Raw genomic sequence first — 20,500 nt, 5'->3', positions numbered from 1 at the left:
TCATCCGAAGAAGCCACGGACGTACTCGAGACCCGCGACGAGGGCGTCGACCTCCGCCGGCGTGGAGTACAGATAGAACGACGCCCGCGTGGTCGCGGGAATTCCGTAGCGCAGGCAGACCGGGCGGGCGCAGTGGTGACCGACACGCACGGCGATGCCCTGCTCGTCGAGCACCTGCCCCACGTCGTGGGGGTGGATGTCCGCCAGCGTGAACGAAATCGTCGCCCCGCGGTCCTCCCCCGACACCGGGCCGATGATGCGCAGGTCGGGCACCGTGGACAGCCGGTCGAGCGCGTACCGCGTGATCGCGTGCTCGTGTGCGGCGATCCGCTCCATCCCGATGCCGGCGAGGTAGTCCACGGCCGCGCCGAGGCCGACGGCCTGCGCGATCGGCGGCGTCCCCGCCTCGAACTTGTGCGGCGCCGGCGCGTACGTCGACGCGCTCATCGTGACCGTCTCGATCATCTCGCCGCCCCCGAGGAACGGCGGCAGGTCCTCCAGCAGCTCCTGCCGGCCCCAGAGCACGCCGATGCCGGTCGGGCCGCACATCTTGTGGCCGGTGAAGGCCACGAAGTCGGCCTGGAGGGCCTGCACGTCCAGCGGCATGTGCGGCGCGGCCTGCGAGGCGTCGATCACGACCAGCGCCCCGACCTGCTGCGCGCGGCGGACGATCTCCTCGTACGGGTTGACCGTGCCGAGCACATTGGAGACCAGCACGAAGGAGACGACCTTCGTCCGCTCCGTGATGACCTCGTCGATGTTCGACAGGTCGAGCCTGCCGTCGTCGGTGAGACCGAACCACTTCAGCGTCGCGCCCGTGCGCTGGGCCAGGAACTGCCAGGGCACGATGTTGGAGTGGTGCTCCATCTCCGTGATGACGATGTCCGTGCCGGCGTCCACCCGGTACGGCTCGTCGGCCCAGCCCAGCATGTTGGCGACGAGATTGAGCGACTCCGAGGCGTTCTTGGTGAACACGACCTCGTCGCGGCTCGGCGCGTTGATGAACGCGGCGACCTTGTCCCTGGCGCCCTCGTACAGCGCGGTGGCCTCCTCGGCCAGCACGTGCACACCGCGGTGCACGTTGGCGTGGTGGCGCTCGTAGTAGTCGTTCATGGCGTCCAGCACCTGGCGCGGCTTCTGCGAGCTGGCCGCGTTGTCCAGGTAGACCAGCTGCTTGCCGTCGTGGACGGTGCGGTCGAGCAGCGGGAAATCCTTGCGGATTGTCTCGGTGTCCAGGAGCCCCGCCGGCAGCGCCGCGTTCGCCTGCGTCATGAGACGCCTCCCTTGGTGTACTGCTCGTAGCCCTCGGCCTCAAGCTTGTCCGCCAGCTCGGGGCCGCCGGATTCCACGATCCGGCCGCCGGCGAACACGTGCACGTGGTCGGGCTTGATGTAGCGCAGGATGCGCGTGTAGTGCGTGATCAGCAGGGTGCCGACCTCGCCGCTGTCGCGGACCCGGTTGACGCCCTCGGACACGATGCGCAGCGCGTCGATGTCCAGGCCGGAGTCGGTCTCGTCGAGAATCGCGATCTTCGGCTTCAGCAGCTCCAGCTGGAGGATCTCGTGCCGCTTCTTCTCACCGCCGGAGAAGCCCTCGTTCACGTTGCGCTCGGCGAAGGACGGGTCCATCTCCAGGCGCTGCATGGTCTCCTTGACCTCCTTCACCCAGGTCCGCAGCCGCGGGGCCTCACCGCGGATGGCGGTGGCGGAGGTGCGCAGGAAGTTGGACACGGAGACGCCGGGCACCTCGACGGGGTACTGCATCGCGAGGAAGACGCCGGCCCTGGCCCGCTCGTCGACGGACATGTCGAGCACGTCCTCGCCGTCCAGGGTCACGGTGCCGCCGGTGATCGTGTACTTGGGGTGGCCGGCCAGCGAGTAGGCCAGGGTGGACTTGCCGGAGCCGTTGGGGCCCATGATGGCGTGCGTCTCGCCCTGCTTCACGGTCAGGTCGACCCCGCGCAGGATCTCTTTCGGACCGCCTTCGCCGTCGACGGAGACGTGCAGGTCGTGAATCTCAAGCGTTGCCATGGGGATGCCTCAGGACTCCTGGGTGACGGAGACGAGCACGGCGGCGCCGGGGCCGTCTCCTTCGATCTTGACGGGGTAAACGGGGATGGGGCGGGTCGCGGGCAGCCCGGACGGCTTGCCGGTGCGCAGGTCGAAGCTCGACCCGTGCAGCCAGCACTCGATCTGGCAGTCCGCCACCTCGCCCTCGGACAGCGAGACGTTCGCATGCGAACAGATGTCGTTGACGGCGAACACGCTGCCCTCGGTACGGACCACGGACACCGGGATTCCGCCCAGCTCGACCCGCCTGGGGACGTCCTCCTCCAGGTCGCCCACCGTGCAGACCCGGACGAAACCCTCGGCGCCGCTCATGCGATCGACTCCGCCAGCTCGGCCTCGAGCCGCGCGATCAGCCGTTCCTCGACGTCGGGGACGCCGATCTGCTGGACCAGCTCGGCGAAGAAGCCGCGCACCACCAGGCGGCGCGCCTCCTCCGCGGGAATGCCGCGGGCCATCAGGTAGAACAGCTGCTCGTCCTCGAACCTTCCCGTGGCCGAGGCGTGGCCGGCGCCGACGATCTCCCCGGTCTCGATCTCCAGATTGGGGACCGAGTCCACCCGTGCGCCGTCGGTCAGCACCAGGTTGCGGTTCAGCTCGTAGGTGTCGGTGCCGGTGGCGGCGGCCCTGATCAGCACGTCGCCGATCCACACGGCGCGGGCCCGGGCACCCTGGAGCGCCCCCTTGTAGGCCACATTGCTGCGGCAGTTGGCGGCGGAGTGGTCCACCAGCAGCCGGTGCTCCTGGTGCTGCCCGTTGTCCGTGAAGTACAGCCCGTACAGCTCGGCCTCACCGCCGGGGCCCGCGTAGCTGACGCGCGGGTGCAGACGGACGACGTCGCCGCCGAAGGTGACGACCACGGACTTGAACGTGGCGTCCCGCCCGACCAGCGCATTGTGCTGCGAGCAGTGCACGGCCGTGTCCGCCCAGTCCTGCACGGAGACGACGGTCAGCTTGGCGCCCTCCCCGACCTGGAACTCCACATTCGCCGCGCGGACGGTGTCACCGGTGTGGTCGAGGATCAGGACCACCTCGGCGAAGCGGCCGATGTCGAAGACGGTGTGCCCGTAGGTCACGCCGCCCTCGCCGTGCAGGCTCACCCGCACGGGCTCGGCCGGCACGGCCTCCGCGGGAACGGTGACGACCGTCGCCTTCTCGAAGGCGCTGAACGCCTGTGCGGCCACCCGGTCGGCGGGCTTCCCGGCCCGGCCGACCCGCGGGTCGTCGCGGCCCACCGTCTCCACGGTGACGCCGTCGGGCGCGACGATCTCGGCCTTCACCGATCCGTCGGCGACCGCGGTGCCGTCGTGCAGCCCCCGGAGCCGCTCCAGGGGCGTGAAGCGCCACTCCTCCTCGCGCCCATGGGGAACGGGGAAGTCCGCCACGTCGAAGGACGGCGGCGCGCTCATCCGGGTGGCGACGGTGGATTCCGCGGCCACCGCGACCGCCCCTCCCGCCGGGATGCTCTGGGCCTCAGCCATGGGTGTCGTCGTGCTCACTCTCTTGATCGGTCTGCTGGGTGTTCTGCTGGGTGGTCCGCTCGATGACGAGGTGCCGGCGCGCCCGCGGGCGCGCCGCGCCGCCGGGTCAGCCGACGGCGCCCTCCATCTGGAGCTCGATCAGCCGGTTGAGCTCCAGGGCGTACTCCATCGGCAGCTCCTTGGCGATCGGCTCGACGAAGCCGCGCACGATCATCGCCATGGCCTCGTCCTCGGAGAGACCGCGGCTCATCAGGTAGAACAGCTGGTCGTCGCTGACCTTGGAGACCGTCGCCTCGTGCCCCATCGTCACGTCGTCCTCGCGGACGTCCACGTACGGGTAGGTGTCGGAGCGGGAGATGGTGTCCACCAGCAGCGCGTCGCACAGCACGTTGGACTTGGAGCCCGCCGCGCCCTCGCCGATCTCGATGAGACCGCGGTAGGAGGTGCGCCCGCCGCCCCTGGCCACCGACTTGGAGACGATGTTGGACGAGGTGTTCGGCGCCATGTGCACCATCTTGGCGCCCGCGTCCTGGTGCTGCCCCTCGCCCGCGAAGGCCACGGACAGCGTCTCGCCCTTGGCGTGCTCACCCATCAGGTACACGGCCGGGTACTTCATGGTGACCTTGGAGCCGATATTGCCGTCGACCCACTCCATGGTGGCGCCCTCGTAGGCCACGGCCCGCTTGGTCACCAGGTTGTACACATTGTTCGACCAGTTCTGAATGGTCGTGTAGCGGCAGCGGCCGCCCTTCTTCACGATGATCTCGACGACCGCGGAGTGCAGCGAGTCCGAGTTGTAGATGGGGGCGGTGCAGCCCTCGACGTAGTGCACGTAGGCGTTCTCGTCGACGATGATCAGCGTCCGCTCGAACTGCCCCATGTTCTCCGTGTTGATCCGGAAGTACGCCTGGAGCGGGATGTCGACGTGCACGCCCGGCGGCACGTAGATGAACGATCCGCCGGACCAGACCGCCGTGTTCAGCGCGGCGAACTTGTTGTCGCCGGCCGGGATCACGGTGCCGAAGTGCTCCTGGAACAGCTCCGGGTGCTCCCGCAGCGCCGTGTCGGTGTCCAGGAAGATGACGCCCTGCCGCTCCAGGTCCTCGCGGATCTGGTGGTAGACGACCTCCGACTCGTACTGCGCGGCCACACCCGCGACCAGCCGCTGCTTCTCCGCCTCGGGGATGCCCAGCCTGTCGTAGGTGTTCTTGATGTCCTCCGGCAGGTCCTCCCAGCTCTGGGCCTGCTTCTCCGTGGACCGCACGAAGTACTTGATGTTGTCGAAGTCGATGCCGCTGAGGTCGGAGCCCCAGGTGGGCATGGGCTTCTTGCCGAAGAGCTTCAGTCCCTTCAGCCGCAGCCTGAGCATCCAGTCCGGCTCGGACTTCTTGCCCGAGATGTCGCGGACGACGTCCTCGGACAGGCCGCGCCTTGCGACAGCACCGGCCGTGTCGGAGTCCGCCCAGCCGTACTCGTAGTTACCCAGCCCCTCGAGCTCGGGGTGGGCCGTCTCCGTGGGGAGCGTCATGCGGGGTTCCTCCCGGCGATGCGTGGTGGTGCGGTGGTCTCGTTGTCCTCCGTGGCCGCCGCCTGCTCGGGCCGCGGGACGAAGGTCGTGCACACGCCGTCACCATGGGCGATGGTGGCCAGGCGCTGCACGTGGGTGCCCAGCAGGCTGGAGAAGACCTCGGTCTCCGCCTCGCACAGCTGCGGGTACCGCGCGGCGGCGTGCGCCACCGGGCAGTGATGCTGACACAGCTGCTCCCCCGCGGGCGCGGGGACCCCGCGGGCCACGGCGGCGTAGCCGTGCCGGGACAGGGCCTCGGCCAGCGCCCTGGCCCGGTCCTCCGGGGCGGCCCGCTCCAGGAACGGGCGGTACTGCTCGGCCTGCGCGGCGGCCTTGGCGCGCGCGAAGTCCATGACGGCGGCCGCGCCCCGCTCGCTGCCGCCGGCGGCGCGCTCGATCCAGCGCAGCGCCTCCACGGCGAGCTCGTCGTAGGCGTGGTCGAAGGCGTCCCGGCCGGAGTCCGTGATCGCGAAGACCTTGGCCGGACGGCCCCGGCCGCGCGAGCCGTAGACCCGCTTCTCGCGGGGCTCGACCAGCCCGTCGGCGACCAGCGCGTCCAGATGCCTGCGCACCGCCGCCTGGGTGAGTCCCAGCCGGCCGGCCAGCTCGGCCGCGGTCGAAGGGCCGTGGCCGAGGATCGACCGCACGACGCGCCGCCGCGTGCCGGACTGCTCCTCGGACGCCGCGGGCAGCACGGGCTCCCCGGCGGCACCTGTGGCCGCCGGCGCCTCACGCCGCTCGCTCCGCTTTTTCACAACGCCATTGTTGCGTAATTCGCGCGACACGAGCAAGCCAGGTTCTGACCTGGCCGGATGCAGTACATCACGTAAGGCATGCCTTACCTCCGCGTCCCGGGGAACGGCTCCGGGGGCCCGCGGTCAAGGGCCGCACCGCGGGCTTTCTACACTCCACTGCATGCACACCCCAGGGGCCGCACCGGCCGTCGAAGCAGTCGGCCTGGTCAAACGGTACGGCCGCACGACCGCGGTGGACGGCCTCGACCTCACCGTCGCACGGGGCACCGTGACCGCCGTGCTCGGGCCGAACGGAGCCGGCAAGACGACCACCGTCGAATCCTGCGAGGGGTTCCGCACCCCCGACGCGGGACACCTGCGGGTACTCGGCCTCGACCCGGTCGCCGATGCGGCGGCGCTGCGCCCCCGCGTCGGCGTGATGCTCCAGAACGGCGGCGTCTACCCGGGCGTGCGCGCCAAGGAGATGCTGCGCCACGTCGCCCGGCTGCACGCGCACCCCCTCGACGTCGACGCGCTCGCCGACCGGCTCGGGATCGGCGGTTTCGGACGCACCACCTACCGGCGCCTGTCCGGCGGCCAGCAGCAGCGGCTGTCCCTGGCCCTGGCCGTCGTCGGCCGGCCCGAGCTGGTCTTCCTCGACGAGCCGACGGCCGGCCTCGACCCGCAGGCCAGACACGCCACCTGGGACCTGATCAGGGAACTGCGGGCGGACGGCGTCACCGTGGTGCTCACCACGCACCACATGGACGAGGCCGAGGAACTGGCCGACGACGTGGCCATCGTGGACGGCGGACGCGTCATCGCGCACGGCAGCCCGGCGGACCTGAGCCGCGGCGGCACGGCGGACGTCCTGCGCTTCACCGGCAGGCCGGGGCTCGACCTGGTCTCGCTGCGCCAGGCGCTGCCCGCGGGGAGCGAGGCCACCGAGCCGAGCCCGGGCAGCTACCGGATCACCGGCGACGTCGGCCCCCGGCTGCTGGCCACCGTCACCGCCTGGTGCGCCCAGCACGGGGTGCTCGCCGACCGGATCACCACCCAGCGGCACACCCTCGAAGACGTCTTCCTGGAACTGACCGGCAAGGAGCTGCGCCCGTGAGCACCGAAACCGGCGCGGGCCCCGGCCGCCACGCGCCGCGCCCCGGAGCGGCACCGCTGCCGCGCATGATCGCCGCACAGGCCGCCCTGGAGACCAGGATGCTGCTGCGGCACGGCGAACAGCTGCTGCTGACCGTGGTCATCCCGACGCTGCTGCTGGTCCTGTTCAGCAGCGTCGACGTGGTGGACGTCGGCGAGGGGGAACGGGTCGACTTCCTCGCCCCCGGCATCCTGGCGCTCGCCGTGCTGTCCACGGCGTTCACCGGACAGGCCATCGCCACCGGCTTCGAACGGCGCTACGGCGTCCTCAAGCGCCTGGGCGCCTCGCCGCTGCCGCGCTGGGCGCTGATGTGCGGCAAGACCTGCGCCGTTCTCGTGACCCTGGTGCTCCAGACGGTGCTGCTCTCGGCCGTGGCGCTGGCCCTCGGCTGGTCGCCGCACGGGAACCCGGCGGCCGTCGCACTGCTGATGCTGCTCGGCACCGCGGCGTTCTCCGGACTCGGGCTGCTGATGGCGGGGACCCTGCGCGCCGAGGTGACGCTGGCGGCCGCCAACCTCGTCTTCGTGCTGCTGTTGTTCTCCGGCGGCGTGATCGTTCCGCTGGACGACTTCCCCGCGGGGCTGCGCGGCGTGTTGGAGGCGCTGCCGCTCGGCGCGCTCTCCGACGGTCTGCGTGCCGTGCTGGACGACGGCGCGGGCATGCCCTGGGGCGACGCGGCCGTGCTCGCCGGCTGGGCGGTGGCGGGCCTGGGCGCCGCAGCCCGCTTCTTCCGCTGGGAGTAAGAACCGGAACCCGCCCCTCGTGAAAGCGCGCACAAGCGGGGGCCTAGCATGAGTGCGTGCTGAAAGCAGTGCGAAACCCCCTCGCCTTCATCGCCGACCGGTGGACCCCGCACCCGCGCACCGTGCGCCGGGCGGCGCTCACGGCCCTCGTCATGAGCGTGTGCATCGTCGTCACCGGCGGCGCGGTCCGGCTCACCGGCTCGGGTCTCGGCTGCGACACCTGGCCCAAGTGCAGCGACGACAGCCTCGTGGCCACCTCGGAGATGGGGCTGCACGGGCTGATCGAGTTCGGCAACCGGATGCTCACCTACGTGGTGAGCGCCGCGGTCGGCTGGGCCATCATCGCCGCCAGGTCGGCCAAGCCGCGCCGCCGCGGGCTGACCCGGCTGGGCTGGGCGCAGTTCTGGGTCGTGGCCGGCAACGGCATCATCGGCGGCGTCACGGTGCTCACCGAGCTGAACCCGTACATCGTCGCCGCGCACTTCCTGGCCGCCACCGCGCTGATCACGGCGGCCACCGTGACCTGGCAGCGCACCCGCGAGGGCGACGCGGAGCCGCGGCCGCTGGTCGGCCCGCCCGTGCGGCGCGCCGTCTTCGGGCTGACCGCACTCACCGGGGCACTGATCATCGTCGGGACCGCGGTCACCGGCAGCGGCGAGCACGCCGGCGACAGCAGCGACATCGAGCGCATGCCGTTCGACTGGGAGACCATCACCCGCGTGCACTCCGCGCTGGCCTGGGCGGTCGTCCTGGCAACGGCCGCCATCTGGATCGTGCTGCGCCTGGTGGACGCCCCTGGCGGACTGCGGGCCCGCGCCCGCGACCTGTTCGCCGTGCTGATGGCGCAGGGTGCCATCGGCTACGCCCAGTACTTCCTCGACGAGCCCGAGCTGCTGGTCGGGTTCCACCTGCTGGGTTCGACACTGGTGTGGATCGCCACCCTCCGCCTGCTGCTCGCCACCCGCGACCGCGGCACGGCTCCCGGCTCCGACCACGGCGCGCCCCCCGCGCACGCCCCCGAACCGGTGCCCGCGACCACGGCGTAGGCCCTTCTCCCCCGGCCCTTCCTCCTCCCCCCGGCTCCGCCGCCCCGTGCTCAGGTGTCCCCGGGGGAGCCGATCTGGAGGCCCGCCATCCGGCTCCACTCGTCGGGGCCCGTGCGCAGGCGTGCGGCCAGCTCCCCGTCGAGTGTTTCCCGCAGGGCCACGCCCGCCTGGTCGGCCGCCGCGGCGAGTACGGCGCGGTCGGCCGCGACCACGTCGCCCCAGCCGCCGTCCGCGCCGACCAGCACGAGCCGGTGGCCGCGAATGCCGAGGTAGGAGATCTGCCCCTCCGCGTCGCCGCCGTGTGCGGTGGCGAAGGCGCGGATGCGGCGCGTCAGGCGCGCCACGGCCCGTTCGTCGGGGCGGGTACCGGGGTCCGATGATTCCGCGGAGTCAGCCATGGCCGCATCCTACCGGCCGGTAACGGAGTGCGGGCTGGCGCGCCTCAGCGCAGGAACGGGTCGATGGCCACGGCGAGGAAGACCACCGACACGTAGGTGATCGACCAGTGGAAGAGGCGCATCTCCTTGAGCTTCACGCCTTGGTGTCCCGCCCGCGCGCGGCCCAGCAGCGTGTGCGCCTCCCACAGCCACCACGCGCCGGCCGCCCCGGCGACCACCGGGTAGAACCAGCCGGTGTAGCCGAGCGGCCACAGCGCCAGCGAGACGAGCACCATCACCCAGCTGTAGATCACGATCTGCCGCGCGACGACCGTATTGGCCGCGACCACCGGCAGCATGGGAACCCCGACGCGCGCGTAGTCGTCCTTCACCTTCATCGACAGCGGCCAGTAGTGCGGCGGCGTCCAGAAGAAGATGACGAGGAAGAGGATGACGGCCGCCCAGGAGACGGAGTTCGTCACCGAGGACCAGCCGATGAGGACCGGCATGCACCCGGCGATGCCGCCCCACACGATGTTCTGCGACGTACGGCGCTTGAGGAGCATCGTGTACACGAGCACGTAGAACGCCAGCGCCCCGAGCGCCAGCCAGGCGGACAGCCAGTTGACCGTCAGCCCGAACCACAGCGTGGAGACCACGGCGAGCGCGATGCCGAACGCGAGGCACTCCACCGGCCGGACGACGCCGGTCACCAGCGGCCGGTTGCGGGTGCGGTGCATCAGCGCGTCGATGTCGCGGTCGAGATACATGTTCAGCGCGTTGGCGCCGCCCGCCGAGAGGTAGCCGCCCAGGCAGGTGGCGAACACCAGCCACAGATCGGGCACGCCCTGCTCCGCCAGGAACATCACGGGGACCGTGGTGATCAGGAGCAGCTCGATGATGCGGGGCTTGGTAAGCGCGATGAACGCCTTTACCCGGTCTCCCGGAGTCCTGCGGACCGAGCCCTGGGCAAGCTCTGCCACGGGACGGGAATCGACGGCCGTCACGGACACCCCTGATTGTGCGACATCAGCGATTGGCGCTGCGGGCAGAATGGCGGGCTCCGTCCGGCGATCGGCCGTGGTCGCAGCTCGCATGTTACGCCGTCACTCTAGACGCCCGGCTTGCGCGCCTTGTCGGCGGGGCCCCGTCTCGCCGGACGTGCCGGAACGTCCGGCCTGGGGCACTGTAGTAAGCGTTGGCCGGCGGGCAGTCCTTGCGACCTGACAATGTCGCACGTGTGCCGGGGTCGCCCGGACCGCCGGAGGTAGGCTCGACAGCGCCCGGTGAGCCGTATCCGCCGCCTGGCGGTGAGGCCCTTCACCGGCCTGAACATACGCGGAGAGGAGCCCTGACGCAGGGTGAGCAGCAAGCCGACCACCTCAGACCTCGAATGGACGGATCTGGACGAACGGGCCGTGGACACCGCCCGGGTCCTGGCCGCCGACGCCGTGCAGAAGGTCGGGAACGGCCACCCCGGCACGGCTATGAGCCTGGCGCCCGCCGCCTATCTGGTATTCCAGAAGCTGATGCGCCACGACCCGTCCGACCCCGACTGGGCGGGCCGTGACCGTTTCGTACTGTCCGTGGGCCACACCAGCCTGACGCTCTACGTCCAGCTCTACCTGGCCGGGTACGGCCTGGAGCTGGACGACCTGAAGTCCTTCCGCACGTGGGGCTCCAGGACTCCCGGCCACCCGGAGTACGGCCACACGGTCGGCGTCGAGACGACGACGGGGCCGCTGGGACAGGGCATCGGCAACGCGGTGGGCATGGCGATGGCCGCCCGTTACGAGCGCGGCCTCTTCGACCCGGACGCGGAGCCCGGCACCTCGCCGTTCGACCACACGATCTGGGTGTTCGCCGGCGACGGCTGCCTCCAGGAGGGCGTGTCCGCCGAGGCCGCCTCCCTGGCCGGGCACCAGAAGCTGGGCAACCTGGTGCTCCTGTACGACGACAACCACATCTCCATCGAGGGCGACACCGAGACCGCGTTCTCCGAGGACGTGCTCGCCCGCTTCGAGGCGTACGGCTGGCACGTCCAGCGCGTCGCCCCCAAGGAGAACGGCGACCTCGACCCCGCGGCCCTGCACACCGCGTTCACCGCGGCGCGGGCCGAGACCGGGCGGCCCTCGATCATTTCGGCGCGTTCCATCATCGCCTGGCCCGCGCCCCACGCGCAGAACACCGAGGCCGCGCACGGCTCGGCGCTCGGCGACGACGAGGTGGCCGCGACGAAGCGGGTCCTCGGCTTCGACCCGGAGCAGCACTTCCAGGTCGAGGAGGCGGTACTCGCGCACGCCAGGTCCGCCGTCGAGCGGGGCCAGACCGCCCGCGCCACCTGGGAGAAGCAGCTCGCCACCTGGCGGCAGGCCAATCCGGAGCGGGCCGCGCAGTTCGACCGGATTCGCGCCGGGCAGCTGCCCGAGGGCTGGGAGCGGGAGCTGCCGTCCTTCGACCCGGGCACCGACGTCGCCACCCGCAAGGCGTCAGGCAAGACCCTGGCGGCTCTCGGCGCGGTCGTCCCCGAGCTGTGGGGCGGCTCGGCCGACCTCGCCGGCTCCAACAACACCACGATCGACGCGTCGTCTTCGTTCCTGCCGACGGGCAACCCGCTGGCCGAGGCCGACCCGTACGGCCGCACCGTGCACTTCGGCATCAGGGAACATGCCATGGGCTCCGCCATGAACGGCATCGCCCTGCACGGCAACACCCGCATCTACGGCGGCACGTTCCTGGTCTTCTCGGACTACATGCGCCCGGCCGTGCGCCTCGCCGCGCTGATGAAGCTGCCGGTCACCTACGTGTGGACGCACGACTCCATCGGCCTGGGCGAGGACGGCCCCACGCACCAGCCCGTCGAGCACCTGGCCGCGCTGCGCGCGATCCCCGGACTCAATGTGGTGCGGCCGGCCGACGCCAACGAGACCTCCCTCGCCTGGCGCGAGATCCTGCGGCGGCACGGCACCCACCCGGCCCCGCACGCGCTCGCCCTGACCCGGCAGAACGTGCCGACCTACGCGGCCAACGAGGATGCCGCCAGGGGCGGTTACGTGCACACCGAGGCGGAGGGCGGCGCGCCGCGCGCCCTGCTCATCGCCACCGGCTCCGAGGTGCACCTCGCCCTCGCCGCCCGCGAGCAGCTCCAGGCCGAGGGCGTGCCCACCCGCGTGGTGTCGATGCCGTGCGTGGAGTGGTTCGAGGAGCAGGACCAGGCGTACCGGGACCGCGTGCTGCTGCCCGAGGTCAAGGCGCGGGTCGCGGTCGAGGCCGGCGTGGGCCTGACGTGGCACGCCTACGTCGGAACGGCGGGCCGGATCGTGTCGCTCGAACACTTCGGTGCCTCCGCCGATTACAAGACGCTTTACCGCGAGTTCGGGATCACCCCGGAAGCTGTGGCACAGGCCGCGCGGGAATCCCTGACGGCCGCCGGGCGCTGACACCGATACACGAGACAGCAGGAGATGCGATTTCCATGACCGACGCACTCAAGCGGCTCTCCCAGGAGGGTGTCGCGATCTGGCTGGACGATCTGTCCCGCTCGATGATCACCTCGGGAAGCCTCGGCGAACTGCTCGATCAGCAGCACGTCGTGGGCGTCACGACCAACCCGTCGATCTTCCAGAAGGCGATCTCCGCCGGGGAGGGGTACGAGGAGCAGGTAGCCGACCTGGCCGCCCGCCGGGTCACGGTCGAGGAGGCGGTGCGCATGATCACCACCTCCGACGTCCGGGACGCCGCCGACGTGCTGCGCCCGGTGTACGAGGCGACCGGCGGGCTCGACGGCCGGGTCTCCATCGAGGTCGACCCGCGCCTGGCGCACAACACGCGGGCCACCGTCGCCGAGGCCAAGCAGCTCGCGTGGCTGGTGGACCGGCCGAACACGTTCATCAAGATCCCGGCCACCAGGGCCGGACTGCCGGCGATCACGGAGACCATCGGCCGGGGCATCAGCGTCAACGTGACGCTGATCTTCTCGCTGGAGCGGTACCGCGAGGTGATGGACGCCTACCAGGCCGGGCTCGAGCAGGCCGCCGCCAAGGGGCTCGACCTGTCGACGATCTACTCGGTCGCGTCGTTCTTCGTCTCCCGGGTGGACACCGAGATCGACAAGCGTCTCGCGGCCATCGGCACCGAAGAGGCGACCGCGCTGCGCGGCAAGGCCGCCGTCGCCAACGCGAGGCTGGCCTACCAGGCGTACGAGGAGGTCATCGGCGCGGACCGCTGGCAGGCCCTGTCCCGTTCCGGGGCGAACCCGCAGCGCCCGCTGTGGGCGTCCACAGGCGTGAAGGACCCGGCCTACCCGGACACGCTGTACGTGACCGAGCTGGTCGCCCCCGGCACCGTCAACACCATGCCGGGCGCGACGCTGCGGGCCACCGAGGACCACGGCGAGATCGCGGGCGACACCATCCGCGGCACCTACGACCGGGCGCGCGCCGATCTGGACGCGCTGGAGAAGGTCGGCGTCTCCTACGACGAGGTGGTGCAGCTGCTGGAGGACGAGGGCGTGGACAAGTTCGAGACGGCCTGGACGGGCCTGCTCGACTCCACGAAGGCCGAGCTGGAGCGCCTGGCAGGCGGGGAGGACTGAGACACCGGTGAGCGTCAGCGCGAACCAACCGGAACAATCCAACCCCCTGCGCACCTCGCAGGACCGGCGGCTCCCGCGCATCGCGGGGCCGTCGGGTCTGGTCATCTTCGGCGTCACCGGTGACCTCTCCCGCAAGAAGCTCATGCCCGCCGTGTACGACCTCGCGAACCGGGGGCTGCTGCCTCCGGGCTTCTCGCTGGTGGGATTCGCCCGCAGGGACTGGGCGGACGAGGACTTCTGCGACGTCGTGCACAACTCCGTCAAGCAGTATGCGCGCACGCCCTTCCGCGAGGAGGTGTGGCGCCAGCTGGCCGAGGGGATGCGGTTCGTCTCCGGGACCTTCGACGACGACGAGGCGTTCGTCAATCTGCGGAGCACCATCGACCGGCTGGACAAGGAGCGGGGCACGGGCGGAAACTTCGCCTTCTACCTGTCCGTTCCGCCCAAGTACTTCCCCACGGTCGTGCGCCAGCTGAAGCGGCACGGCCTGTCCGAGCCGCCCGCGGACTCCTGGCGGCGCGCGGTCATCGAGAAGCCGTTCGGCCACGACCTGGCCTCCGCCCAGGAGCTCAACCAGGTGGTGCACGAGGTCTTCCCGCCCCACGAGGTCTTCCGCATCGACCACTACCTGGGCAAGGAGACGGTGCAGAACATTCTTGCGCTGCGCTTCGCCAACACGATGTTCGAGCCCATCTGGAACCGCTCCTACGTCGACCACGTGCAGATCACGATGGCCGAGGACATCGGCATCGGCGGCCGGGCCGGGTACTACGACGGCATCGGCTCCGCACGCGACGTCATCCAGAACCACCTCCTCCAGCTGCTCGCCCTCACGGCGATGGAGGAGCCGGCGTCCTTCGACGCGGACGCGCTGGTCACCGAGAAGCTGAAGGTGCTGCACGCGGTGCAACTGCCGGAGGATCTGGGCCGGCACACCGTGCGCGGGCAGTACACCGGCGGCTGGCAGGGCGGTCAGAAGGTGGCGGGCTACCTCGACGAGGACGGCATCGACCGGGCCTCCGTCACCGACACCTACGCGGCGATGCGCCTGGAGATCGACAACCGCCGCTGGGCGGGCGTCCCGTTCTACCTGCGCACCGGCAAGCGGCTCGGCCGCCGCGTCACGGAGATCGCGATCGTCTTCCAGACGGCGCCCTACTCCCCGTTCGACACCACCGACACCCAGGAGCTGGGGCACAACGCCCTGGTGATCCGGGTGCAGCCGGACGAGGGCATCACCGTGCGCTTCGGCTCCAAGGTGCCGGGCACACAAATGGAGATCCGGGACGTGACGATGGACTTCGCCTACGGCGAGTCGTTCACGGAGTCCAGCCCCGAGGCGTACGAGCGGCTGCTGCTCGACGTGCTGCTGGGCGACGCCAACCTCTTCCCCCGGCATCAGGAGGTCGAGCGCTCCTGGGAAATCCTCGATCCCGTCGAGGATTTCTGGGCAGGGCACGGCAGGCCCGAGCCGTACACGGCGGGCACGTGGGGGCCCAAGGCGGCGGATGAGATGCTCGCGCGCGACGGACGGAGCTGGCGGCGACCATGAATATCGACCTGACGGACACCACGTCCAGCCAGATCAACGCGGCTCTGGTCCAGGCGCGGCGGGCGGTCGGCTCGGCCGTGGGGATGGTGCTGACCCTCGTCATCGTCACGGACGAGGGCAACCACTACGACGCTCTGAAGGCCGCGAGCGAAGCGTCCCAGGAGCACCCCTCGCGGATTCTGGTCGTCATCAAGCGCCCCGGGCGCTCGCCGCGGGAGCGGGCGAACGCCCGGCTGGACGCGGAGGTCCGGGTGGGCGGGGACGTGGGCAACGGGGAAACGGTGCTGCTGCGGCTGCACGGCGAGCTGTCGGCGCACGCCTACAGCGTCGTGATGCCGCTGCTGCTGCCGGACGCGCCGGTCGTGGTGTGGTGGCCCGAGGAGGCCCCCGGCCACCCGGCGGACGACCTGCTGGGCACCCTGGCCCAGCGGCGCATCACCGACGCGGCGTCCACCGAGGACCCGGTCGCGGCACTCGGCCTGCGGGCCCGGGTGTACGCGCCGGGCGACACCGACCTCGCCTGGACGAGGATCACGCCGTGGCGCAGTGTGCTCGCGGCGGCGCTCGACCAGAAGCACGCGGCGATCTCGTCCGCCGAGGTGGAGGGCGAGGAGTACAACCCGAGCACGGAGCTGCTCGCGCTGTGGCTGGCCGACCGCCTCGGCGTGCCGGTCGAGCGGGTCGTCTCCCCCGGCCCGGGGATCACGGCCGTTCGGCTGAACGTGGCGGACGGCGTGATCTGCCTGGACCGCCCGGACGGTTCGCTGGCGACCCTGGCAGTGCCGGGCCAGCCCGACCGGCACGTGGCGCTCCACCGCCGCAGCACGGCCGAGCTGATCGCGGAGGAGCTGCGGCGGCTCGACCCGGACGAGGCGTACGCGCAGGCGGTGCGGCACGGGGTCGGGCAGCTGCACAAGCGGCCGGGCCAGGCGCAGGCGGTGCCTGCGGCGCAGGCCGCACCCGGGGCGGAGAAGCCGACGCGGAAGGCCGCGGCGGCCAGGGCCGCCGACGGGGAGCAGGGCAAGCCGGAGAAGAAGTCCGGCAAGCAGGCGGAGCAGCCGTCGTGACGGCGGTGCCGCCCGCCGGCCCCTCCGTCGTCATCCACCGCGACAAGGAGCTGATGGCGCAGGCCGCGGCGGCCCGGCTGATCACGGCCGTCGTGGACGCGCAGGCGGCGGGCGGCGCCGCCTCGGTGGTGCTGACCGGGGGCCGGAACGGGAACGGCCTGCTGGCCGCGCTCGCCGGCTCCCCGGCGCGGGACGCGGTGGACTGGGGGCGGCTCGACGTGTGGTGGGGCGACGAACGCTTCCTGCCGTGGGGCCACCCCGACCGCAACGACACCCAGGCCAGGGCGGCGCTGCTCGACGCGGTGCCGCTCGATCCGGCCCGCGTGCACCCGATGCCCGCGTCCGACGGCCCTCACGGGGACGACCCGGAGGCGGCGGCGGAGAGCTACGCGGCCGAACTGGCCGCCGCGGCAGGCCCGTTCGACGTTCTGCTGCTGGGTGTGGGGCCCGATACGCATATCGCGTCGCTGTTTCCCGGCCACCCGGCCGCCGAGGTCACCGACCGGACGGTGGTCGCGGTGCGCGAGGCACCGAAGCCGCCGCCGACCCGCATCTCGCTCACCCTGCCGGTGATCAATTCGGCTGGTGAGGTGTGGCTGCTCGCCGCGGGCGAGGACAAGGCGCAGGCCGTGGCGGCGGCGCTCGGGCCGGACGGTGCCGCCCCGGCCGCGCGCGCCGCCGGCGCCCGCACGCTGTGGCTGCTCGACGAGGCCGCCGCGGCCGGCCTGCCCGCGGCGGCCTGACCGCCGGGGCCCCGCGGGGCCCCGGCGGGCGGGCTCACCGCCCGCGCAGCTCGCGGTATGTGGCCACCAGGGCCGCCGTGGAGGCGTCGAGTCCCGGCACCTCGGCGCCCTCCACGAGGGCGGGCTCCACGCGCTTGGCGAGGACCTTGCCGAGCTCGACGCCCCACTGGTCGAAGGAGTCGATGTCCCACACCGCGCCCTGGACGAACACCTTGTGCTCGTACAAGGCGACCAGCTGGCCGAGGACGGAGGGCGTCAGCTCGCCCGCGAGCACGGTGGTGGTGGGCCGGTTCCCCGGGAACGTGCGGTGCGGCACCAGGTCCTCCGCGACGCCCTCTGCCCGCACCTCCTCCGCGGTCCTGCCGAAGGCGAGCGCCTGGCCCTGCGCGAACAGATTGGCCATCAGCAGATCGTGCTGCGCCTTCAGGTCCTCGCTCAACTCGGCGACGGGCCTGGCGAATCCGATCAGATCCGCCGGGATGACCTTCGTGCCCTGGTGCAGCAGCTGGTAGTAGGCGTGCTGCCCGTTGGTGCCCGGGGTGCCCCACACCACGGGCCCGGTCTGCCAGCCGACCGGCCGCCCCGCCCGGTCGACGTACTTGCCGTTGGACTCCATGTCCAGCTGCTGGAGGTAGGCGGTGAAGCGGGAGAGGTAGTGGCTGTAGGGCAGCACGGCGTGCGACTGCGCGTCGAAGAAGGCCCCGTACCAGACGCCGAGCAGCCCGAGCAGCAGCGGCACGTTCTCCTCGGCAGGGGCGGTCCTGAAGTGGTCGTCCACCAGCCGGAACCCGTCCAGCATCTCGCGGAACCGCTCGGGGCCGATCGCCACCATCAGTGACAGGCCGATCGCCGAGTCGTAGGAGTAACGGCCGCCGACCCAGTCCCAGAACTCGAACATGTTGGCGGTGTCGATACCGAACGCCGCCACCTTCTCCGCGTTCGTCGACACGGCGACGAAGTGCCGGGCGACGGCCGCGCTGTCGCCGCCGAGCCCGTCGAGCAGCCAGCGGCGGGCCGACGTGGCATTGGTGATCGTCTCGATGGTGGTGAACGTCTTGGAGGCGACGATGAACAGCGTCTCCGCCGGGTCGAGGTCGCGCAGCGCCTCGTGCAGGTCGGCGCCGTCCACGTTGGAGACGAAACGGAAGCCCAGCCCGCGGTCGGCGTACGGCCGCAGCACCTCGTAGGCCATCGCGGGGCCCAGATCGGAGCCGCCGATCCCGATGTTGACGACCGTCCTGATGCGCCGGCCCGTGTGGCCGGTCCACTCCCCGGACCGCACCCGCCGCGCGAAGTCGGCCATCTTCCCGAGCACCTCGTGCACGGCGGGCACCACGTTCTCGCCGTCCACCTCGACCACCGCGTCCGACGGCGCCCGCAGCGCGGTGTGCAGGACGGCCCGCCCCTCGGTGACATTGATCTTCTCGCCGCGGAACATCGCGTCCCGCAGCTCCGCCACGCCCGTGGCGGCGGCCAGCTCCCGCAGCAGCCGCAGGGTCTCGTCCGTCACCAACTGCTTGGAGTAGTCGAGGTGGAGGTCCCCGACGCGCAGGACGTACCGTCCGGCCCGCCCGGGGTCCCGCTCGAACAGCTCCCGCAGGTGCACCTCCCCCAGCTCCTCGCGGTGCTTGCCCAGCGCGCTCCACTCGGCCATCCGATCGAGCCTGACTCGGCCGGCTACGTTCATCTCGCCCTCAGCCATCCATCGCAACGACGTTCCCAGGTCGCCCCCACGCTAGTCGATCGGCGGGGGCACCGGTGGAGACGCCGGCGCACGAGACCGGCCCGGGGCGCCTTTCGGTGCCCCGGGCCGGTACGGCGGTCGAGCCGCCCCGTCAGATCTCGCCGCGCAGCTTGGCCAGTGCCTCGGCGAGGATCGCCTCGCCGTCGGCGTCGCTGCGGCGCTCGCGGACGTACGCGAGATGCGTCTTGTAGGGCTCGGTACGCGGGGGGTCCGGCGGGGCGTCGCGCTGTGTGCCTGCCGGGAAACCACAACGCGGGCAGTCCCAGGTTTCCGGGATCTGTGCGTCGCTGGCGAAGCTGGGCTGTGTCTCGTGCCCGTTCGCGCACCAGAAGGAGACCCTCAGCCGAGGGGCGGACTCGCCGCGTTCGGCTTCACCCATGGGCCCCGCCCCGACCCGGCTGCCCCGGATCGCGTTGCCACCTGCCACGGTCGTTACTCCTGCCTGACATCCTGCGAAGTCCTCAGTCTATGCAAGGCTCAACGCACGTCCAGTGCTAGGAGTTACTTGAGACAGGACTTCGCTAGGACTTCATCAGCAGACCGAGCACCACGACGATCGCAAACCACATCAGGGCCACGACCACGGTGATCCGGTCCAGGTTGCGCTCGGCGACCGACGAGCCGCCGACGGAGGACTGCATGCCGCCGCCGAACATGTCGGAGAGGCCGCCGCCCTTGCCCTTGTGCATCAGCACGAGCAGCCCCAGCAGGGCGCTGAACACGATCAGGGCGATCTGGAACGCCGTTTCCACGACTGGACCAACTCTCTCAGGGACGGATGGACGTATTACCGGGGGCCGACGCGGGCCGACCCCCGGACAGGGTACCGCTAGCGCGGGAGATGGTCTCTACTGATCGCGGAAGCGGACGATCTTGACGAACTCGTCCGCGTCCAGTGAGGCACCGCCCACCAGGGCGCCGTCCACGTCCGGCTGGGCCATGATCGCCGCGACGTTCCCCGACTTCACCGAGCCGCCGTACTGGATGCGGACCCCCTCGGCCAGCACGCTGTCGTACAGCTCGGCCAGGCGGGCCCTGATGGCCGCGCAGACCTCCTGCGCGTCGTCCGGGGTGGCGACCTCGCCGGTGCCGATGGCCCACACCGGCTCGTAGGCGATGACCACGGTGGCGGCCTGGTCGGCGGGCACGTCCTTCAGCCCGCCGTCGAGCTGGGCCAGGGTGTGCGCGACGTGGGAGCCGGCCTTGCGGACCTCCAGCGGCTCGCCGATGCACAGGATCGGGGTGAGCCCGTGCCGGTAGGCGGCCTTGACCTTGGCGTTGCAGATGTCTTCGTTCTCGCCGTGGTACTGACGGCGCTCGGAGTGCCCGACCACCGCGTAGGTGCAGTTGAGCTTGGCGAGCATCGGTCCCGAGATCTCACCGGTGTACGCGCCCGAGTCCTGCGCGGAGATGTCCTGAGCACCGTACTTGATCTTCAGCTTGTCCCCGTCCACCAGTGTCTGCACCGAACGCAGATCGGTGAACGGCGGCAGCACGGCGACCTCGACCGCGTCGAAGTCCTTGTCCGAAAGGCCGAAGGCGAGCTTCTGGACGTGGGCGATGGCCTCGAGGTGGTTGAGGTTCATCTTCCAGTTGCCCGCCATCAGCGGAGTGCGCGAAGCCATCGTCC

At 71.3% G+C, this 20,500-nt stretch carries 20 protein-coding genes; 8 read left to right on the top strand and 12 right to left on the bottom strand.

The features are described 5' to 3' along the window. The 6 genes from STBA_RS29550 to STBA_RS29525 form a co-directional block, all read right to left on the bottom strand. Positions 1-1,272, bottom strand: coding sequence for a cysteine desulfurase (locus tag STBA_RS29550; RefSeq protein WP_077062112.1), 1,272 nt, complete (start codon positions 1,270-1,272; stop codon positions 1-3). Continuing rightward, the gene (sufC, locus tag STBA_RS29545) at positions 1,269-2,030 is read right to left on the bottom strand and encodes a Fe-S cluster assembly ATPase SufC (RefSeq protein ID WP_077062111.1); all 762 of its coding nucleotides are present in this window, start codon (positions 2,028-2,030) and stop codon (positions 1,269-1,271) included. Before sufC ends, STBA_RS29550 begins: the two co-directional genes overlap by 4 nt. 9 nt (positions 2,031-2,039) lie before the next feature. After that, a complete protein-coding gene (locus STBA_RS29540; protein WP_077062110.1) occupies positions 2,040-2,381 on the bottom strand; it encodes a non-heme iron oxygenase ferredoxin subunit in 342 nt (113 codons plus the stop codon). Next, positions 2,378-3,547: a Fe-S cluster assembly protein SufD gene (gene sufD, locus STBA_RS29535; protein WP_077062109.1), complete on the bottom strand. Its 1,170-nt coding sequence runs from the start codon at positions 3,545-3,547 to the stop codon at positions 2,378-2,380. Before sufD ends, STBA_RS29540 begins: the two co-directional genes overlap by 4 nt. Positions 3,548-3,653: 106 nt before the next feature. Then, the gene (gene sufB, locus STBA_RS29530) at positions 3,654-5,075 is read right to left on the bottom strand and encodes a Fe-S cluster assembly protein SufB (RefSeq protein WP_077062108.1); all 1,422 of its coding nucleotides are present in this window, start codon (positions 5,073-5,075) and stop codon (positions 3,654-3,656) included. Beyond that, positions 5,072-5,806, bottom strand: coding sequence for a helix-turn-helix domain-containing protein (locus tag STBA_RS29525; RefSeq protein WP_107485284.1), 735 nt, complete (start codon positions 5,804-5,806; stop codon positions 5,072-5,074). Before STBA_RS29525 ends, sufB begins: the two co-directional genes overlap by 4 nt. A 223-nt stretch (positions 5,807-6,029) precedes the next feature. Between STBA_RS29525 and STBA_RS29520 the strand changes: the two genes are divergently transcribed. The 3 genes from STBA_RS29520 to STBA_RS29510 all read left to right on the top strand — a co-directional run bounded on the left by STBA_RS29520 (position 6,030) and on the right by STBA_RS29510 (position 8,793). Beyond that, positions 6,030-6,965 carry an ABC transporter ATP-binding protein gene (locus STBA_RS29520; RefSeq protein ID WP_077062106.1) on the top strand — a complete coding sequence of 312 codons (936 nt, stop codon included), beginning with the start codon at positions 6,030-6,032 and terminating at the stop codon, positions 6,963-6,965. Positions 6,966-7,030: 65 nt separating this feature from the next. Continuing rightward, positions 7,031-7,747: an ABC transporter permease gene (locus STBA_RS29515; protein WP_077063695.1), complete on the top strand. Its 717-nt coding sequence runs from the start codon at positions 7,031-7,033 to the stop codon at positions 7,745-7,747. A gap of 56 nt (positions 7,748-7,803) precedes the next feature. Continuing rightward, on the top strand, positions 7,804-8,793 hold the full coding sequence (locus tag STBA_RS29510) for a COX15/CtaA family protein (RefSeq protein ID WP_077062105.1): 990 nt from the start codon (positions 7,804-7,806) through the stop codon (positions 8,791-8,793). Between the two features lie 50 nt (positions 8,794-8,843). Here STBA_RS29510 and STBA_RS29505 read toward each other — a convergent pair whose 3' ends face one another. Further along, positions 8,844-9,191, bottom strand: a complete 348-nt coding sequence (locus tag STBA_RS29505) for a hypothetical protein (RefSeq protein ID WP_077062104.1) — start codon at positions 9,189-9,191, stop codon at positions 8,844-8,846. Between the two features lie 44 nt (positions 9,192-9,235). Further along, complete coding sequence (locus tag STBA_RS29500) at positions 9,236-10,177, bottom strand: heme o synthase (RefSeq protein WP_077063694.1); 942 nt, start codon at positions 10,175-10,177, stop codon at positions 9,236-9,238. Positions 10,178-10,531: 354 nt separating this feature from the next. Here STBA_RS29500 and tkt point away from each other — a divergent pair, with 354 nt between their 5' ends. The 5 genes from tkt to pgl are packed head-to-tail and all read left to right on the top strand — an operon-like array spanning position 10,532 to position 17,126. Continuing rightward, positions 10,532-12,610 carry a transketolase gene (gene tkt, locus STBA_RS29495; RefSeq protein ID WP_077062103.1) on the top strand — a complete coding sequence of 693 codons (2,079 nt, stop codon included), beginning with the start codon at positions 10,532-10,534 and terminating at the stop codon, positions 12,608-12,610. A gap of 35 nt (positions 12,611-12,645) precedes the next feature. Beyond that, positions 12,646-13,764, top strand: coding sequence for a transaldolase (gene tal, locus STBA_RS29490; RefSeq protein WP_077062102.1), 1,119 nt, complete (start codon positions 12,646-12,648; stop codon positions 13,762-13,764). Between the two features lie 7 nt (positions 13,765-13,771). Beyond that, positions 13,772-15,316 (top strand): glucose-6-phosphate dehydrogenase, encoded by a 1,545-nt coding sequence (zwf, locus tag STBA_RS29485; RefSeq protein WP_077062101.1) that lies wholly within the window; start codon positions 13,772-13,774, stop codon positions 15,314-15,316. Then, the gene (opcA, locus tag STBA_RS29480) at positions 15,313-16,383 is read left to right on the top strand and encodes a glucose-6-phosphate dehydrogenase assembly protein OpcA (RefSeq protein ID WP_077062100.1); all 1,071 of its coding nucleotides are present in this window, start codon (positions 15,313-15,315) and stop codon (positions 16,381-16,383) included. Before zwf ends, opcA begins: the two co-directional genes overlap by 4 nt. Then, complete coding sequence (gene pgl / locus STBA_RS29475) at positions 16,380-17,126, top strand: 6-phosphogluconolactonase (protein WP_290443933.1); 747 nt, start codon at positions 16,380-16,382, stop codon at positions 17,124-17,126. The genes opcA and pgl overlap by 4 nt, the downstream gene beginning before the upstream one ends. Before the next feature lie 34 nt (positions 17,127-17,160). Here pgl and pgi read toward each other — a convergent pair whose 3' ends face one another. The 4 genes from pgi to tpiA all read right to left on the bottom strand — a co-directional run bounded on the left by pgi (position 17,161) and on the right by tpiA (position 20,495). Continuing rightward, a complete protein-coding gene (pgi, locus tag STBA_RS29470) occupies positions 17,161-18,813 on the bottom strand; it encodes a glucose-6-phosphate isomerase (protein ID WP_077062099.1) in 1,653 nt (550 codons plus the stop codon). A gap of 148 nt (positions 18,814-18,961) precedes the next feature. Beyond that, positions 18,962-19,297, bottom strand: a complete 336-nt coding sequence (locus STBA_RS29465; RefSeq protein WP_077062098.1) for an RNA polymerase-binding protein RbpA — start codon at positions 19,295-19,297, stop codon at positions 18,962-18,964. A 94-nt stretch (positions 19,298-19,391) separates the two neighbouring features. After that, on the bottom strand, positions 19,392-19,622 hold the full coding sequence (gene secG / locus STBA_RS29460) for a preprotein translocase subunit SecG (RefSeq protein ID WP_107485137.1): 231 nt from the start codon (positions 19,620-19,622) through the stop codon (positions 19,392-19,394). 96 nt (positions 19,623-19,718) lie between these two features. Continuing rightward, positions 19,719-20,495: a triose-phosphate isomerase gene (tpiA, locus tag STBA_RS29455; RefSeq protein WP_077062096.1), complete on the bottom strand. Its 777-nt coding sequence runs from the start codon at positions 20,493-20,495 to the stop codon at positions 19,719-19,721. Positions 20,496-20,500: the final 5 nt, after the last annotated feature.

The organism is Streptomyces sp. MP131-18, assembly GCF_001984575.1.
In the GTDB taxonomy this organism is placed as follows: Bacteria; Actinomycetota; Actinomycetes; order Streptomycetales; family Streptomycetaceae; genus Streptomyces; species Streptomyces johnsoniae.
Note: the sequence above shows the minus strand (reverse complement) of the source record. Positions and strands in the feature narration are given on the sequence as shown.

Excerpts from the sequence above, each read along its gene's own strand:
- STBA_RS29515 (WP_077063695.1), top strand. The coding sequence starts at position 7,031 with ATGATCGCCGCACAGGCCGCCCTGGAGACCAGGATGCTGCTGCGGCAC.
- tal (WP_077062102.1), top strand. The coding sequence starts at position 12,646 with ATGACCGACGCACTCAAGCGGCTCTCCCAGGAGGGTGTCGCGATCTGG.
- STBA_RS29550 (WP_077062112.1), bottom strand. The coding sequence starts at position 1,272 with ATGACGCAGGCGAACGCGGCGCTGCCGGCGGGGCTCCTGGACACCGAG.
- sufD (WP_077062109.1), bottom strand. The coding sequence starts at position 3,547 with ATGGCTGAGGCCCAGAGCATCCCGGCGGGAGGGGCGGTCGCGGTGGCC.
- pgi (WP_077062099.1), bottom strand. The coding sequence starts at position 18,813 with ATGAACGTAGCCGGCCGAGTCAGGCTCGATCGGATGGCCGAGTGGAGC.
- sufB (WP_077062108.1), bottom strand. The coding sequence starts at position 5,075 with ATGACGCTCCCCACGGAGACGGCCCACCCCGAGCTCGAGGGGCTGGGT.
- tpiA (WP_077062096.1), bottom strand. The coding sequence starts at position 20,495 with ATGGCTTCGCGCACTCCGCTGATGGCGGGCAACTGGAAGATGAACCTC.
- STBA_RS29520 (WP_077062106.1), top strand. The coding sequence starts at position 6,030 with ATGCACACCCCAGGGGCCGCACCGGCCGTCGAAGCAGTCGGCCTGGTC.
- STBA_RS29505 (WP_077062104.1), bottom strand. The coding sequence starts at position 9,191 with ATGGCTGACTCCGCGGAATCATCGGACCCCGGTACCCGCCCCGACGAA.
- opcA (WP_077062100.1), top strand. The coding sequence starts at position 15,313 with ATGAATATCGACCTGACGGACACCACGTCCAGCCAGATCAACGCGGCT.
- sufC (WP_077062111.1), bottom strand. The coding sequence starts at position 2,030 with ATGGCAACGCTTGAGATTCACGACCTGCACGTCTCCGTCGACGGCGAA.
- STBA_RS29540 (WP_077062110.1), bottom strand. The coding sequence starts at position 2,381 with ATGAGCGGCGCCGAGGGTTTCGTCCGGGTCTGCACGGTGGGCGACCTG.